Source organism: Alteromonas sp. MTD1, from assembly GCF_042848195.1.
Classification (GTDB): domain Bacteria; phylum Pseudomonadota; class Gammaproteobacteria; order Enterobacterales; family Alteromonadaceae; genus Alteromonas.
This window is the reverse complement of record NZ_BTGG01000001.1, coordinates 123546-137988: the sequence shown is the minus strand read 5'-3', so window position 1 is coordinate 137988 and position 14443 is coordinate 123546. Positions and strand designations below refer to the sequence as shown.

The following is a 14443-nucleotide window of genomic DNA, read 5'->3' as shown; positions in this document are numbered from 1 at the left end:
TTTTGCGTTTACTGCTAATGCAGCTATGCATTAGCAGTATGTAGCACTATGGAGTTACCAATGTACATTGATCAGTTACACCGAATGGGTTCGCAGGTGGTGCTGAGCCTTCATCATTCACATCATCTGCTAATATCCCTAAGCTGTAATCCATAGACGCTTGCGCTTCACTACCTGTAGACTGACCAAACACTGTAACAACGATGTCGTACCAAACCGCATAGCTTTTCGGATAGCGATACTCTAGTTCGGCATAACCATTTTCATCTGTTACTGAACCGTTCGCGAAAGTTAATGTACCAATCAGTCCTGGAGTAAGTTCACCATCTCCGTTAGTGTCCTCATCACGAGGAGTGGTGTCCAAAATACCGTTGTCGTTTACATCTTCGTTTTCACAGTTTTGATTCACTACAGGAACCCATAGGTCTGCAACATCATCAAAAGACCAGAACCCTGTACGATACTCACCGCCTCTATTGAATTTTACTGGCGCAATGGATGCAGTAAGATCAACGCCACTAACAGGCTGGCCGGCGGAATCAGAGACAAATACTCCGAAACGCTTGAGATAACTGGTAGAATTAAGGTTTTCTATTTCATTTCCAGTTCCGATCGAAATATCAAACGCTCTCGCGCCCACTGTCAGAATAACTTGATCATCAATTGCTGTGTCGTCAGCCACGAAAGCTGTAATCACGACAGATTCTGGTGTAGACACCGAACCAGACGTAAATACCGTTGTTGCTATACCTTTACTGTCGGTGGTAGCTTGTGATGGTGATACAAAGCCCGTTGATACATCTGATACGGTAAAGTTAACTACACTATTTTTAACAAGGTTACCGTCCTCGTCGCGCACCACAGCACTTATTGTGCTAGTCTGACCGTCTGGCCCTAGCAAATCAGGTGACGCGTCGGCAATCAAGGTGTGTGGTGTCGTAGCAATAAACTCTACCTGCGTTAGTGCTGAAACCAATACCGCACCACTGCCGTCAGAGGCTGTTGCGGTTATTGACGAAATGCCCGCATTCGTTGAGCTTAGATTTATGCTTGCCTGGCCGTTTGCATCGGTAGTCACCGTAGCATTGCCAGCAATTTCGCCCCGTGACACACTAAACGTTACGTCTTGGCCGACAACCGCAGCATTATTTTGTCGCCATTCAACCGTGATGGTTTGAGACTGATTTACCGGAATTTCTGCTGTTGGAAGATTAACGAAATTAAACTCGTCTTGCTGCACTTGAACCGTAAACGTCGACTCAGCGTTTAGCGCAGACGCGGTGATGGTATTTTCGCCTGACGCGGTTGCGGTATAAGTTACCGTCGCTTGACCGTTGGCACCTGTATTAACTGTATTTGCACTTAGCGTTCCATTTGAAGCAGAGAGCGTAACATCTTGGTTGAGAATAGAAGTACCGTCTGAGTCTTGAACCCTTACAGTGTAGTCAACGCTATCATTTAAAATAACCGACGATGCACCGTTAATAGTAACCTCTGTACCCACAATAGTAATTTGAACGGTTTCTGTCAGCGCGCCTGCTGATGATGTAATGGTTATTGTGCGGTTAGACGCATCATTACGAGACGTTAAAATGGCGCGAGCAGTGCCATCCGCTGCGGTTTGCGGCTGTGTAAGTTGAAGCTCTACACCGTCACCTGAAGCCGCTGAAAAGCTTACATCTACACCTTCCATAAGCACGCTTTGCTCGTTTTTAACAAGCGCTATGAGCTCTACTTCATCACTGCCACTTGAAGCCAGTTGGATGCTATTAGCAAAGAGTTCTAGTGATGCTGGCTGCGCACTCACCGCGGTGCTGCCCGCTGAGCTAAACGTTGTAGTAGCACTTTCGCCAGTGCCAAGGGTGGCTGTAACTTCGCCATCACCCGATAACGTGCCCACCGACATATTGATAGTAGCAATACCTTCGGCGTTAGTTGACGCAGTTCCGGTATCGTTCGAAAACACTGCCAATTCATCATTACTGAGTGTGAACGTAAGTAATATATTTGCTTGTGGATCACCTTGCGCATTCGTCACCGAAGCTACCGCAGTCAGCTCGTTATTCGCGGTTAAGTTAGTGTCTGCCTCGCCCGCTGAGTTCTGCAATTGTAACGACACACTAATGGTTTCATCTGTTGTGCTTGCCGCCGTAGCATTAAATGTTACACGCCCCGTTTCGCCTGTACCTAACGTTGCGGTAATTTCGCCGGCACCTGACGCAGTACTCGCATTTAGCCCAAGTCGTGCAATACCGTCGGCATTGGTACTCGCCGTTCCGGTGTCGTTAGCAAATTCAGCCAGTTCATCGTTACTTAGTGAGAATGTAAGCAGCGCATTAGCGTGCGCATCGCCATTTTGATCGGTAACGTTGGCAACAATCACTAGACTGTTGTCTTGCGTAAGGTTGTTGTCACTTGCACCACTGGCGTTTTCCAGTGTGAGGGAAATGGTATAGGTTGTCGTCGGATCAGGTGCCGGTGTGCCACCACCGCCATTATCGACTTCTTCCCTAGAGACAGATCCGCCTCCTCCGCATGCAGTTAGCATGAATAATGCACTAATTAGGCTTAGCGTTTTCGCGAATGTCGACATAATTCGTTCCTGAACCTCTTTTATTGACAATTGCGTCGTTTTTTATGTTTAAAAATCAACTGAATCTGGCAAACTACGGGAGATTAAAAAATATAATAATGCACAGGAAACATTCATGTCTTCATCTGCACATAAGTATAGCTTAACCGCTCGCATCTTTATCGGCATGGCAGCCGGTATCTTGACTGGTGTCTTTCTCCAATTCTTGTTTGATGATAGCGGAGATTTCACTTTTTCGGTATTCGGTTTAGAGCTATCAACGTATAACATTCTTGTTGAAGGTATATTTTCAACCCTCGGACAGATATTCATTGCCAGCTTGAAAATGCTTGTGGTGCCTTTAGTGTTCGTGTCGTTAATATGCGGTACAAGCACCCTTTCAGATCCAAGTAAGCTTGGACGCCTTGGCGCTAAGTCGGTTGGTTTGTATGTTGTCACAACGGCCATTGCTATTACACTGGCCATGAGTATAGCTTTAATAGTCTCTCCTGGTGACGGCTTAAATCTAGCCACCGAAACCACTTATCAGGCTAAAGAGGCGCCTAGTCTTTCTGACGTTATTGTTAATATGTTCCCAAGTAATCCCATCAATTCGATGGCTCAAGGCAACATGCTGCAAATTATTGTTTTTGCCGTATTGTTTGGTATTGCCATGGCAATGACAGGCGATGCTGGAAAGCGCCTAACCGCTATTTTCGAAGACATCAACACCGTTATTATGCGTCTAGTTACCATTATCATGAATTTAGCGCCATATGGCGTATTCGTGCTAATGGCGAAGCTATTCTCAACAATAGGTGGCGACACGATTCTCAGCTTGGCGAAGTATTTCTTCTTAGTATTTGGCGTATTGTTGCTTCATGGCTTAGTGACTTACTCGGTATTACTTAAAATTTTATCGGGCTTAAACCCCCTTATTTTGCTGAAGAAAATGCGCGACGCAGCACTGTTTGCGTTTAGTACATCAAGCAGTAGCGCTACCCTTCCCGTTACTATGGAAACCGCGAAAAATAAACTTGGTGTGGGCAACTCGGTGTCATCGTTCACGCTGCCTCTTGGTGCCACAATTAACATGGACGGTACGGCCATTATGCAGGGTGTGGCTACCGTATTTATTGCTCAGGTTTACGCTGTTGATTTAAGCCTTGGCGATTACATGATGGTTGTACTTACCGCAACGCTTGCCTCTATCGGAACTGCAGGCGTACCCGGTGTGGGCCTCATTATGCTCGCCATGGTACTGCAGCAAGTAAACCTTCCTGTTGAAGGCATTGCGCTTATTATAGGTGTAGACCGCTTGTTAGATATGACCCGCACAGCGGTGAACATTACTGGCGATTGCATGGTGTCTTGCGTTGTAGCAAAAAGTGAAGGTGCGCTTGATGAGAGCATCTTTAACGACCCCGATGCCGGTGAGAAACAAGAAGATGTCGACTTTAAACACTTCGATAGAAACAGCTAATACCTGAACGTCCAAGCACAAACGACAATAAAGGTAATAAAAAAGGTAGCGCAAGCTACCTTTTTTGTTCCGTGTTCATAACGTTTGTAGGAATGAAAAACTAGGCTTCCTTCGTGTCTAGAGAGAAAACTCTCATCAGTGCAACGCAGATGACGGTGCTACTTTTGCAGCTTTGTGCGCGGGATAAAGGGTTGCAGCCACGCTTAGTAACAAAGCAACAACAGCGGTTAACACCACGTCTTGTAGGTGAAGCTCAGACGGTAAGAAGTCGATAAAATAGATGTCTCCTGACAATACCTCTATACCGAGCAATTGCTCAATAAAGCGCACAATGTCTGACAAGTTAGGCGCTACTAGTAATGCAAGCGCAACGCCGGTTGATACGCCCACTACGCCGTTAATTAAGCCCTGATATACAAACGTTTTGCGAATTAGTCCATCGGTAGCACCCATCGTTTTTAAAATGGCAATAGCTGCTTGCTTTTCACGTACTGCCATAACCAAAGAAGAAACTATATTGAAACAGGCCACGGCAATAACCAAAGTAAGCGCAATATAAACGACTACCCTTACAAGCTGTATATCGTTGTATAGATGCCCCTGTGTTCTTGTCCAATCCGACATATATACTGCTTGCGGGGAGCTATACCCTATTTCACGCATTAAGGCGTTTGCCTGAAAAGGGTTATTGAAAGTAAATTGAATACCTTGCGCATCGCTTGCTAGTTTTAACGCCTCAGTTGCCTTTGCAAGGTGCATAACACCAAGCTGATTGTCCAGCTCGCCACCTACTGATAACACCCCTACTACGGTGAGTGAAATAGTACTAGGTGCTTTAAACGTTAAGTCGCTGGTTCGCTGTGGGATCAGTGCTTGTACTACATCGCCTTTTACTAGCCCGAGCTTTTCGGCAATACCTTCACCAATGAGTAAACCATCAGTCATGGTTTGCAATGCCTGCCAGTCTTCATCACTTACACTGTTTTCAAATACATTAGTTGTTGCTTCAATAGGAAGCCCTGTGATGCTAATGGCTTTAAGCGTGCCTTTGAATTGAAGCATGCCTGTAAGCTTTGTATAAGGCGTTACCTGCTTTATTCGTTCGTCTTGTCTAAACCGATAGAGCTGTGCGTCAAGATTATCAATACCACGCTGATCAACGCTAAATAGTTCACCGTGCGGTACTACACTTAGAATGCGCCCGGTAAGTTCGCGTTCAAAGCCGTTCATTACACTTAGCAGCACAATTAGTACAAAACAGCCCAAACCAATGCCAATAGTCGACGACATGGAAATAAACGAAATAAAGCGCTGCTGGGTTCTTGCCTTACGAAAACGATTAGCGAGTTCGAAAGCCAGCATTACACTTTTGCCTCTTTCGCAGACTGCTCAAATGCCGGCTGAGAAGAGTCAGACTGTACAAGCTGGCCGTCTTTAATCTTAAGCACGCGATCCATCTGATTTGCCAATGCAATATCGTGAGTTACCACAACAAACGCAGTATTCTTTTTCTCACTTAGCTGGGTAAGTAATTGATAAATTTGCTTGCCTGTGCTGTCATCTAAATTACCGGTTGGTTCATCAGCTAGAACTACCGAAGGCTCTGTTACCAATGCTCTTGCGATAGCAACTCTCTGCCTTTCCCCACCAGACATCGCCGATGGTAAATGAGATGCTCTATGCGATAAGCCCACCTCGTTCAGCATTTCTTTGGCTTTGTCCTCTGCTATTTTTTGCGACAAACCACGAATTCTTAGCGGCATGGCTACATTTTCAAGGGCGGTAAATTCACCGAGCAAATGATGGAATTGGTAAATAAACCCCATTTCGTCATTGCGAAGTTTGGCTAGCTTGGTGGCGTTTAATGAATGAATGGCGTTGCCGTTAAATTCGACTTCCCCAGATGTTGGAGCATCTAGCCCACCAAGAATATGAAGCAGCGTGCTTTTCCCAGAACCAGAACTTCCTAAAATAGCAACGTGCTCACCAGGCTTAATAGCGAGTGATACGTCGTGAAGAACCTGAGTTTTATTGGTGCCATCAAAGTATGTTTTGTGGATATTGCGGCAAAGTAGCACATCCTGCATGCGAATTTTCTTCTCTTTTATCCAAAGGGTGCATGGTAGCGTTAAACACTACCAACACCAAAAGAAAATTTACAGTTATTAACGGGTTATTTATGCTCTGAGGCTGTGCTTGAAACGCTATCTCCAAGCGACTCGATAGTTTGAGGTTTTCCATATAGCCAGCCTTGGCCAAAACCAATAGTAAGCCCCTGTAACTGTTTGCTTTGGTCTAGGTTTTCAACACCTTCAGCAATAAGGCTTACGTCAAGCCCTTCTGCAATACTTACAATATGTGGAATTAATGACGAGCGAATACTGTTATCTTCCATTTCCATTACAAAGCTGCGGTCAATTTTCAAATAATCACAGTTTAAACTTTTCAACTGGCTTAAATTTGAATAACCAACACCAAAATCGTCAATTGCAAACAAAAAACCTTTTCTTTTCAGCGTTTTGATATGCCTCACTGCACTTTGAGTGGCTATCTGCTCATCCTCGGTAATTTCCAGAACTAGTTTAAATTCTTTCTCGTTCATGTTTTGAACAAAGTCGAGATCCAAGCTTTCATCTTGCGTAAAATCTGAGGGGAACAAGTTGAACGACACTTTAAAGCCTTCAGGAATAGCGTCGTTTCCGTTAAGTTCATTCATTGCCGTTTTAATCATATCGACAGTGAACTCCCACGTTTTACCTTGCTTCTTAATTTGAGGAATAAACTGGTCTGGATAAATAGGGCCATACTCGTCTTCAAAGCGACTTAACACTTCACAACCAATGACTTCACCGGTTTTAAGGTCGACGAAGGGTTGATATAAACAGAAGAATTTGTTGTTTTTCAGACCATTAGAAATACGCGCATACATGGACCGGCGTCTTCTTAAATAATTAAATACCATCATGTGGGTAAGTACTGCGGTCATCACCATTACGCAGATAAACAAAATAAGCTTGCCCATGTGAAGGTCAATTACGCGAGTACTATCAGAGCGTACTTTTAAACACGTGTCAGAATAACGACCATCACACATTACGAATTCAAGCGAGAAAAATCCGTCGCTTTTTAACACGTCTTCTTTTGTTTTGCTTCGGTCGACCAAAGCTGGATTTCCTGCGATGTGATAAATCTGATCACCGTTGTAAAACAACTGCCAGTCTTGAGTAAAGCTGTAACCAATTACACCGTCCATATCAAGAACCGCGTTATATTTACCGCGTTTTGCAATGGTACCCGTTGCCTGTTTATCGAAAAGTTTTAAAGGTGTATTTATCCAAAATTCGTCGCCAAGTGAGGTATAAAAGTCGGGTTTTACGGTTTCAAAAGGAACGTCAAGCACGCCTAAATAGGTACTGCATTTCAAGCGCTCATTTTCATAAAAACCAATTTCTTTTACAAAACGCGAGCGAAACAGCGTTTTGCGCATTTCGGCAAGGTTTTCATCTGTACAGGTCTCGTAAGGAAGTGTATTAAGATAATCTAACGTTATTTCAGCATCTCTAAAAACCAAACGTACATTGTTGAGAATTTCTTCTGCCCGCGTTTCTTCTTGATTGCGCACTAGCGTAAACATGACTGAGGCTAATAGGGATGATAGCGTTAAAACGCAGACAATGGTGAACGCTATAGCTTTTGCACTATCTATTGTGACATGTTTTTGTTCTGTTTCTGGCATAGGTTGTTCTGTACCGCATATACTTCGTATAGCAAAAGCGTAGTACAAAACACAAAGAAAGCGACCAAACTTAAAGTAGATAATCGAAGTGTGCGCTTATGGCTGTTTTTCGAATTTATGCTGCCCGAAAGGGAGAATGACTAAAGCATGAAATGGCGGAGCGGACGGGACTCGAACCCGCGACCCCCGGCGTGACAGGCCGGTATTCTAACCAACTGAACTACCGCTCCGCAGAATGGGATGCGCGCTTTTTTCGATTAATGGCGGAGCGGACGGGACTCGAACCCGCGACCCCCGGCGTGACAGGCCGGTATTCTAACCAACTGAACTACCGCTCCACATAATCGAGATTGCGCTATATAACTAAATGGCGGAGCGGACGGGACTCGAACCCGCGACCCCCGGCGTGACAGGCCGGTATTCTAACCAACTGAACTACCGCTCCGAAGCCTTTTAGTTATAGCATTGAAAGAGTGGCGGAGCGGACGGGACTCGAACCCGCGACCCCCGGCGTGACAGGCCGGTATTCTAACCAACTGAACTACCGCTCCACATCTTCAATGTTATCAGTAAGTTGACTTGGCTTGTTGTTGCCCTGTCCCCTGACTGCGGCGCAGATAATACGTATTCCCCCATGTGGAGTCAACGCTTTTTATTAATAAAATTGTCATCTGCGGTTTGTTTGCCTGTAATTTAGGCATTGTGTCGAAATAAAATCCAATATGTGTGAATACACTGCGGTGTTAAGGGCTATATACAGTTATTGCGCTACGCTATTCATCGTTATTTTAGTCGTCACTATTTTTCTCTTCGGCCTTTTTCTTTTTAAACAAGCCTAATAGTTTCTTAATGCCCTTTGGCTCATTATCCATAGTGAGTTTATCTTCTGACGAATTAAATGAAGCAGATACAGCCGCTGTATTTGTGCTCTTTGCTTTTCGTTTTCTTAATACAATGATAACTAAAGCGGTCAAAACACCAATTAATACAATAGAGCCATTAATTGCAACAAGCAGCAACGTAAGGGTTTCATCATCAATGTCATCTTGGTTTGCCATTGCAACATCAGTGGGCGGTTCCATAGACGATGCTATGCTAGCTTCAAGATCATTCTCTGGCATAACCTCTGTTGCATTTGCAGCATCAATGGGTTCTTCCTGCTCAGCTTCAGGCGCTCGAGCTAAAAAAGTGTATTCAGGTACATCAAGAATGAAATCACGCCCATCAACTGTTGTACCATAAGCAGTAAGTTTTACTCGAAAAGTTCCCTCTTCATAAGACACAACTAAGTGCTCGCGAGCCTCACTACCACCTTCAGTAAGCGAGAAATTCTGAATATCGCTGTTAGGAAAGCGCACTTTACCATCGATAAGTAACGACTCGATATCAACTAACTCACGGTCGACATCAATAATTACCTTGTGATATCCCTCACCATCGTCGATGACAACATCTATCTTCACTGGGTTTTGGTGAAGAATGATGGGCTCACCCACTTGTTCACGGGTATACATTGGTGTGGTAACCCTAAAAATCGGCTTCCACTCTCCCGACGCAACTTTTAAATTAAATTGTCCGGTGAAAACACCGTCCCCCGGTCGTTCATCCATACCGCGGCCGTTGTCTTCAAATGTCGCTATTGCCTCAATCCCTGCGCCGAAGTTGTTGTAATTGGGATTGTTGGTACTAATGAGTTCAATGTCTAAATCGACAACGTCACGAAACTGCTTATTCTCAATGGGCTTTCCATCGTTAGTAAGATACGCAGTAGACTTTAAAATCTCGCCCGCAAAAACAAGGTTCGGTAAAGGTTCGGCATGTAGCTGAACATCTGACAACACCATTATTCTGCTTTCTGGCAGCACCTGACCAACAGCTTGCCACGGCCCGGGTACTGGGTTCTTAATGGTAATCATGTCGAACGTGTCAGCGTCGAACCACTTTATTTTTTCTTCATCTAGACGCCCTTGGAAGATTTTTGACCCGTCAGGTCTCACAAGAACAACTGGCGCAGAGCCATACTCCCTAAAGAAAACCATTGTGACTTCGTCAACGTTGTAATCTATGCGAAAGCGATTGCGAAGGAGTTCAATAGAATTAGTGTATTCATCGCCTAAACGTGAAAGGGGCGACGGTGAAGAGACTTCTTTTTGTTCATCAGCACTTGTTACCGCACTGTCGGTAACCTGGCGTGCTATATCTCGCTCTTCAAACTGTGATTGCGCAACAGCAGCCGTTTGTATCAGCGTAAAAAGTAATAGAAAGCCAAAAACCTTATTTATCACGCTAGATAGCTCCTGCCATTATCAAAAATTTAGTTATTTTAAAGATGCGAAATAGTGGCGATTATTTTGCCCAACAAATGTATTTATGACGCATCAACGTCCTGCGGGCGCCATAAACACTTACCACCCGCGTTTTGCACAATGTCTAAACGCGCTTCATGCTGTTCTAACTCATCGGCGCTTGCCTTGATAACCTTTAATTTATTTCCTGTGCGGTTGAGGCGTCTTATTGCCGTTGCATCTGCATCGCTACTACCACTTGAGGCCAATTTCAGCTTAGTCTGACCACCTGTCATTAACAGGTAAACATCGGCTAGAATCTCAGCATCCAGTAATGCGCCGTGAAGCGTACGGTGGCTATTATCAATACCATAGCGTTTACACAACGCATCAAGGTTATTTTTCTGACCCGGGTGCATTTGCCTTGCAAGTACTAGCGTGTCTAACACGTCACACATATTGCTAGTTACTACACCAGAGGTTTTAGGCTCCATATTGAACTCATGGTCCATAAAGCCCACATCGAACGGTGCATTATGAATGACGAGCTGTGCGCCTTTGATGAAGCTTACGAACTCTTGCGCGACTTGCGAAAACGTGGGTTTATCCGCAAGAAACTCATTGGTGATACCGTGAACTTCGATAGCTTCCTGTTCGATATGGCGGCCAGGATTAATATAAACATGAAAGTGATTACCCGTTAAACGACGGTTAATAACCTCTACACATCCAATCTCGATAATTCGATGACCTTTTTTCGGGTCGATACCCGTCGTTTCAGTATCAAGAACAATTTGACGCATGCTAGCCCTACTATTATTACGCTTTCTTTTTTTGGTAGTATATCAACCCCTTTGCAAGACGCTAAGGGAAAAAATACAGATTAAGGAAACAACGTGGCGCAAAAAACCATTCACATTTACACAGACGGTTCTTGTTTGGGCAATCCTGGCCCCGGCGGTTACGGTGCCATTTTAGTGTACAAAAAACACAGAAAAGAATTGAGCGACGGTTTTGCGCATACTACAAATAATCGGATGGAGCTTTTAGCCCCAATTGAAGCGCTCAATAGTTTGAATGAAACCTGCACTGTAGAACTCACTACTGACAGCCAATACGTGAAAAATGGAATTAATCAGTGGATCCACAACTGGCGTAAAAATGGCTGGCGCACCTCAGATAAAAAGCCAGTAAAAAACGCCGACCTTTGGAAGCGTTTAGACGAAGCCGTTAAAAAGCACACGGTGAATTGGCATTGGGTAAAAGGTCATTCAGGACATCCAGAAAACGAGCGATGTGATGAACTTGCTCGTAGCGCAGCAGAAGCAAAACCAACACAAGTTGATGAAGGGTTTTTAGGCTAGCTACTTTATTGTTTGTTCTAAGGCTTCGACACGAAGCCTTTGTCTTGCGGCTTTTACCACGAAGCTCTTACCAAGAGACTACCAGCTTACCCATTGTGTCATTTGCCTCCAGTCGCGTATGTGTCTTCGTGATATCGGCAATGTTGTAATGGGTATCTACATTTACGTTTAGATCTTTTGTTGAAAACGCAGGTAAGCATGTTGAAGTAAAGTCTTGAACTAGCTCAGCTTTGTACGCATCGCTTCTATTTCGAAGCGTTGTGCCGGTGATAGTAGCGCGCTTTGAAAGCAATAAGGCCATATCCAAATTATCAGCATAGCGACCTGCCAACATGGCTAAGTAAACAATTCGGCCGTCTTGGCTTAACACATTTAAATTTTTATTAAGATAATCACCGCCTACCATATCTAAAACCATTTGAACGCCGCTTGGCCATGCATTTCTGATTTCTTCATCGAAGGTTTGTGTATGGTAGTTAATTAATAGCTCAGCGCCATTTTCTTTACATTGAAGCAGTTTACTCTCACTTGATGCCGTTACTGCGCTGTGTACGCCCCAATGCCTACATAGCTGCAACGCTGCCAACCCTACACCACTTGCTCCACCATGAATCAATACCCGTTCTGCTGGTTTTACATGAGAGATTGTTCGAAGGCATTGGTAAGCGGTTAAGAACACTTCGGCTAGCCCGGCAGCCTCGAAAAAGGCCATATCATCAGGTATCGGCATAAGGTGCGAAGGTTCGGCGATAACTTCGGTTGCATAGCCGCCACCTGCCACTAAACCAAACACCTTATCACCCACAGCAAATTCAGTTACTCCGTCAGTTACCTCTACTACAGTACCTGCAACTTCTAACCCAAGTATGCTGCTTTCGCCTTTTGGCGCTGGATACTTCCCTTGACGCTGTAATGTATCGGCCCGATTGATACCAAAAGAAACAACGCTTACTTTTACTTTTCCAGCCGGTGTAGACAGTGGCGCATGTTCTTTTACCGATAGGCTTGAAGGTGCCCCACCCATTTCAAAGTCGACATACTGCATTCATTACTCCTCTACTGGTTGTAACTGACCTATTTTATCAGCCGCTTTCTATCAAGCAGTTCTTAATCCCAATAAGCACAAAGCCTCAAACCTCAAGCCCAAAGATAACTGCGCGCATTACTTGGTATACCGAAGATATGTACTGTAATTGCAAATATTCAGATTTAAGTGTTCGTAGTTTTCAGTATAATTCCGCCCCTTATTACCCACTAGCCAATTCATTACGAGAATTTTCATGTCAGCACACGTTATTTTGCAGCCCTCCAGAGACAAATCACTTCGTCGTAAGCACCCTTGGGTGTTTGAAAGTGCGGTGGCAGAGCTTAAAGGTCGTGCTCGCGTTGGCGATACTGTTGATGTGTTTGATTCAGAGGGCGACTGGCTTGGTCGTGGAGCGTACTCTCCGCATTCGAAAATACGCGTGCGAATGTGGACATTCAAAAAAGACGAAAGTATTGATAATGGCTTTTTTCTGCGAAAATTAGAGACAGCACTAGCGCTTCGCAAACGCTTATTTAATCCAGAAAAAACCAACTCGTTTCGCTGGATAGCGTCAGAAAGCGACGGCCTTCCAGGCGTAACCATTGATGTATATGACAATGTTGCTGTGGTGCAACTTTTGAGTGCTGGCGCGGAAAAACATAGAAATAAAATTGTGTGGGCCATTACGAAATTGCTTCCCGACATTCATGTGTATGAACGCAGTGATGTAGACGTTCGAAAGAAAGAAGGCCTTGAGCCGGTTACCGGTGTGCTTCATGGCACGCCGCCTATGCAGGTTACCGTTAAAGAGAATGGGCTTAATATTGTGGTAGATATTGAGCACGGACACAAAACCGGCTTTTATCTTGATCAGCGTGATAGTCGCGCAGCCGCAGCACATTACGCTAAAGATGCAGATGTACTAAATTGCTTTAGCTATACGGGCACATTTTCATGCTATGCCCTTAAAGGTGGCGCTAAATCAGTAACGAATGTTGATGTGTCTCAACCGGCATTAGATCTTGCAAAACAACACGTTGCATTAAATGCGCTTGATGAAGATAAAGCGCATTATGTAAATAAAGATGTATTTAAAGCGTTGCGAGAATACCACGATCAACAACAACAATTTGATATGGTCATTCTTGACCCGCCAAAGTTCGTAGAAAGCAAAGCCTCTTTAACACGCGCTGCACGTGGTTACAAAGACATAAACATGTACGGTATTCACGCAGTGAAATCAGGCGGATTACTGCTTACGTTTAGTTGTTCTGGTTTGATGCCAGCCGATCTATTTCAAAAAGTCGTTGCAGATGCTGCACTAGACGCTGGACGTACCATTAAAATTATTGCCCGTTTAAATCAAGCATCAGACCACCCCATTATCGGAAGTTATCCAGAAGGATACTACCTGAAAGGGCTAGTGTGTGAAGTGATAGACGAGTAACCCATTGCGCTAGAAATGCGCTAAACCTGCTGCTGAACCCTATAACGCAGCGCAGGTCATCGTGTGCTCGTCTACTACATGCTATGCATTGCTTGATGATTAGTAGTTTGGCGAGCATATGAATTGGAATAACGTTGCCCTTTCGATTCGATCTTTTTCCAAACAAGTTCGTGGAAATAGAACGCTATGGTATTGATTGCAGGCTCAACAAGCGCTACAGCACCACCAATTACCACGCTTCCCGTGAGTAAATAGGCAACAGCAAATGCAACACTAAAATGCATAACTGCAAAGGTCATTGTTTTTTTCACGCCGCCCTCTTTATTTGATGGTTTTGCGTAATTGAGTATGCTGATTATTATTGTTGACGAAATAAAGAGGGTAAAATGGATTATGTAGAACAGAATGTTCAACTTTTTTGATTGAGGACGATGTACTAACTCAGAGATGTAGTGATTGCCAGTCAGTATCAATAAAAGTGGGTCATAAGAAAAACTACAGTGGAAGCGATACCATACCTCGATTATCC

The 14443-nt window shown here is 44.3% G+C and carries 11 protein-coding genes and 4 tRNA genes; 3 read left to right on the top strand and 12 right to left on the bottom strand.

Annotated elements, in window-relative coordinates:
- Nucleotides 1-46: 46 nt before the first annotated feature.
- Nucleotides 47-2593 (bottom strand): beta strand repeat-containing protein, encoded by a 2547-nt coding sequence (locus ACGHAV_RS00590; protein ID WP_390375019.1) that lies wholly within the window; start codon nucleotides 2591-2593, stop codon nucleotides 47-49.
- Nucleotides 2594-2708: 115 nt separating this feature from the next.
- Between ACGHAV_RS00590 and ACGHAV_RS00585 the strand changes: the two genes are divergently transcribed.
- Nucleotides 2709-4055, top strand: coding sequence for a dicarboxylate/amino acid:cation symporter (locus ACGHAV_RS00585; RefSeq protein WP_390375016.1), 1347 nt, complete (start codon nucleotides 2709-2711; stop codon nucleotides 4053-4055).
- Nucleotides 4056-4190: 135 nt separating this feature from the next.
- Here ACGHAV_RS00585 and ACGHAV_RS00580 read toward each other — a convergent pair whose 3' ends face one another.
- The 9 genes from ACGHAV_RS00580 to dnaQ form a co-directional block, all read right to left on the bottom strand.
- On the bottom strand, nucleotides 4191-5417 hold the full coding sequence (locus tag ACGHAV_RS00580; protein WP_390375013.1) for a lipoprotein-releasing ABC transporter permease subunit: 1227 nt from the start codon (nucleotides 5415-5417) through the stop codon (nucleotides 4191-4193).
- On the bottom strand, nucleotides 5417-6142 hold the full coding sequence (lolD, locus tag ACGHAV_RS00575; protein ID WP_390375010.1) for a lipoprotein-releasing ABC transporter ATP-binding protein LolD: 726 nt from the start codon (nucleotides 6140-6142) through the stop codon (nucleotides 5417-5419). The genes ACGHAV_RS00580 and lolD overlap by 1 nt, the downstream gene beginning before the upstream one ends.
- Before the next feature lie 86 nt (nucleotides 6143-6228).
- On the bottom strand, nucleotides 6229-7791 hold the full coding sequence (locus ACGHAV_RS00570) for an EAL domain-containing protein (protein ID WP_390375007.1): 1563 nt from the start codon (nucleotides 7789-7791) through the stop codon (nucleotides 6229-6231).
- A 153-nt stretch (nucleotides 7792-7944) separates the two neighbouring features.
- A tRNA-Asp gene (locus ACGHAV_RS00565) sits at nucleotides 7945-8021 on the bottom strand.
- A 31-nt stretch (nucleotides 8022-8052) separates the two neighbouring features.
- A tRNA-Asp gene (locus ACGHAV_RS00560) sits at nucleotides 8053-8129 on the bottom strand.
- Between the two features lie 30 nt (nucleotides 8130-8159).
- Nucleotides 8160-8236, bottom strand: a tRNA-Asp gene (locus ACGHAV_RS00555).
- A gap of 29 nt (nucleotides 8237-8265) precedes the next feature.
- A tRNA-Asp gene (locus ACGHAV_RS00550) sits at nucleotides 8266-8342 on the bottom strand.
- Between the two features lie 237 nt (nucleotides 8343-8579).
- Entirely contained in the window at nucleotides 8580-10076 is a 1497-nt protein-coding gene (locus ACGHAV_RS00545; RefSeq protein ID WP_390375004.1) for a TIGR03503 family protein, read from the bottom strand.
- 83 nt (nucleotides 10077-10159) lie between these two features.
- Nucleotides 10160-10879, bottom strand: coding sequence for a DNA polymerase III subunit epsilon (gene dnaQ, locus ACGHAV_RS00540; protein WP_390375001.1), 720 nt, complete (start codon nucleotides 10877-10879; stop codon nucleotides 10160-10162).
- Between the two features lie 93 nt (nucleotides 10880-10972).
- On the opposite strand from dnaQ, the gene rnhA reads away from it, so the two are divergent.
- Nucleotides 10973-11440: a ribonuclease HI gene (gene rnhA, locus ACGHAV_RS00535; protein ID WP_390374998.1), complete on the top strand. Its 468-nt coding sequence runs from the start codon at nucleotides 10973-10975 to the stop codon at nucleotides 11438-11440.
- Nucleotides 11441-11507: 67 nt separating this feature from the next.
- On the opposite strand, the gene ACGHAV_RS00530 is transcribed toward rnhA, so the two are convergent.
- Nucleotides 11508-12485, bottom strand: coding sequence for an NAD(P)H-quinone oxidoreductase (locus tag ACGHAV_RS00530; RefSeq protein ID WP_390374995.1), 978 nt, complete (start codon nucleotides 12483-12485; stop codon nucleotides 11508-11510).
- A gap of 235 nt (nucleotides 12486-12720) precedes the next feature.
- Between ACGHAV_RS00530 and ACGHAV_RS00525 the strand changes: the two genes are divergently transcribed.
- On the top strand, nucleotides 12721-13914 hold the full coding sequence (locus ACGHAV_RS00525; RefSeq protein ID WP_390374992.1) for a class I SAM-dependent rRNA methyltransferase: 1194 nt from the start codon (nucleotides 12721-12723) through the stop codon (nucleotides 13912-13914).
- A gap of 74 nt (nucleotides 13915-13988) precedes the next feature.
- Here ACGHAV_RS00525 and ACGHAV_RS00520 read toward each other — a convergent pair whose 3' ends face one another.
- Nucleotides 13989-14225 carry a DUF2061 domain-containing protein gene (locus tag ACGHAV_RS00520; RefSeq protein WP_390374989.1) on the bottom strand — a complete coding sequence of 79 codons (237 nt, stop codon included), beginning with the start codon at nucleotides 14223-14225 and terminating at the stop codon, nucleotides 13989-13991.
- Nucleotides 14226-14443: the final 218 nt, after the last annotated feature.

Bases quoted from the DNA above. Each gene is read 5' to 3' on its own strand.
- ACGHAV_RS00570 (WP_390375007.1), bottom strand. From the start codon at position 7,791: ATGCCAGAAACAGAACAAAAACATGTCACAATAGATAGTGCAAAAGCT.
- lolD (WP_390375010.1), bottom strand. From the start codon at position 6,142: ATGCAGGATGTGCTACTTTGCCGCAATATCCACAAAACATACTTTGAT.
- ACGHAV_RS00525 (WP_390374992.1), top strand. From the start codon at position 12,721: ATGTCAGCACACGTTATTTTGCAGCCCTCCAGAGACAAATCACTTCGT.
- ACGHAV_RS00530 (WP_390374995.1), bottom strand. From the start codon at position 12,485: ATGCAGTATGTCGACTTTGAAATGGGTGGGGCACCTTCAAGCCTATCG.
- ACGHAV_RS00585 (WP_390375016.1), top strand. From the start codon at position 2,709: ATGTCTTCATCTGCACATAAGTATAGCTTAACCGCTCGCATCTTTATC.
- ACGHAV_RS00590 (WP_390375019.1), bottom strand. From the start codon at position 2,593: ATGTCGACATTCGCGAAAACGCTAAGCCTAATTAGTGCATTATTCATG.
- ACGHAV_RS00580 (WP_390375013.1), bottom strand. From the start codon at position 5,417: ATGCTGGCTTTCGAACTCGCTAATCGTTTTCGTAAGGCAAGAACCCAG.
- dnaQ (WP_390375001.1), bottom strand. From the start codon at position 10,879: ATGCGTCAAATTGTTCTTGATACTGAAACGACGGGTATCGACCCGAAA.